This window comes from Chryseobacterium mucoviscidosis, from assembly GCF_002177115.1.
GTDB lineage: Bacteria > Bacteroidota > Bacteroidia > Flavobacteriales > Weeksellaceae > Chryseobacterium > Chryseobacterium mucoviscidosis.
Genome location: NZ_MVAG01000096.1, coordinates 1 through 1272 on the forward strand (window position 1 = coordinate 1; position 1272 = coordinate 1272).

Sequence of the window (1272 nt, forward strand, 5' to 3'; positions counted from 1 at the left end):
TTTAAACATCCTATGTTACTTTCCAAATTTTAAAAGTTAATTTTTTTCTTTTTTTAAATATAATTTGGTTGATATTTTTGTTTGTTATTTATAATTCCAAAAGCTTGCCTTAAAAGTTTGTTGCAAACAGCGATTAAGGCTATTTTTTTGCACTTCCCTTTTTCCAAAATCCGCTCAAAGAGAGCTTTGCATTGAGCGTTGAATCTTATGGCACTCCACGAACAAACGTATAAAATGCTTCTCACAAATCCTTTGCTCGTCCTGCATTTTCCAATTGTTATTTTTTTGTTGCCGGAATGATACATTCTGGGTGCTACACCAAAATACTTAGATATCGATTTTGCGGTTTTAAAATTCTTAAAATTATTGGTCGCAACCAATAACAACAAGGCTGTTTTGTCCCCAATTCCCGATATGCTGGTCAATAATTCTTTACTCTCTTTAAGTTCTTCATCTTCTAATTTCGGAAGTCTTTTTTGTACTTTTTCAATTTCTTTTGCCAACTTTTTGATGACGGATTCATAGTGTTTTACAACATTTTTGTTGAGAACGGGTTTTTGCCGAAGTGATTTTAATTTTAATGAAAATCTCGCTTTTTCCTGTTCTAAATCCTGCCAAAGCATCAGTTCTTGGTCAAGAAGTTCAATATTTTCTTTTTTCGGTTCAAAAGGATTAAGTTCCATTGTTTCTCCAAAATTCCGAATCAGTTTTGCGTCTTGCTCGTCGGTTTTGCTGATGTGGCTTTTCACTTCTGCAAATTTCTTGATGGATAATCCGCTTACCTGATACACTTCAAACCCCAAATGGTAAGCATAATACAAAATTTTGCTACTGTAGGAACCGGTGGCTTCAACCACAATTTTGTACGTCTCTTTTTTCCACTTCTTCAAGCATCTCTCAATATCTGTTTTGTTGTTGCAAACATTGATGATGACTTCTTTTTCTTCATCGTTCAATAAACTCATTACCAAAGTCTTGGAACTCACATCCACTCCAATTACTTTTTTTCCTAAATTCGCCATACTAAAAGTTTTTAAATTTCATTAGAAAGTAGTTTTCTTTTTAACCATTGTGATAAGAGTTCTTATCATAGTGCTGAACAGCATCCTATTCGGTCTTTAGAAAACAAGCAACAGGGACTCAATGTTTAAATCGATATTGAATATCTGCAAGCTCTCTGTCTTTTTCCTGTTGCTTTTTCTAATGTATTATTTTAAATGAATATTTTTAACTTTTAGTATTCTTTAAATATTGTAGGCAAACTTATCACAA

General features: G+C 32.6%; 1 protein-coding gene. It reads right to left on the minus strand.

Features of this window, described 5'->3' with window-relative positions:
* Positions 1-53: 53 nt before the first annotated feature.
* A complete protein-coding gene (locus tag B0E34_RS06560; protein ID WP_087708014.1) occupies positions 54-1022 on the minus strand; it encodes an IS110 family RNA-guided transposase in 969 nt (322 codons plus the stop codon).
* Between the last annotated feature and the right edge of the window lie 250 nt (positions 1023-1272).

Bases quoted from the DNA above. Each gene is read 5' to 3' on its own strand.
- B0E34_RS06560 (WP_087708014.1), bottom strand. From the start codon at position 1,022: ATGGCGAATTTAGGAAAAAAAGTAATTGGAGTGGATGTGAGTTCCAAG.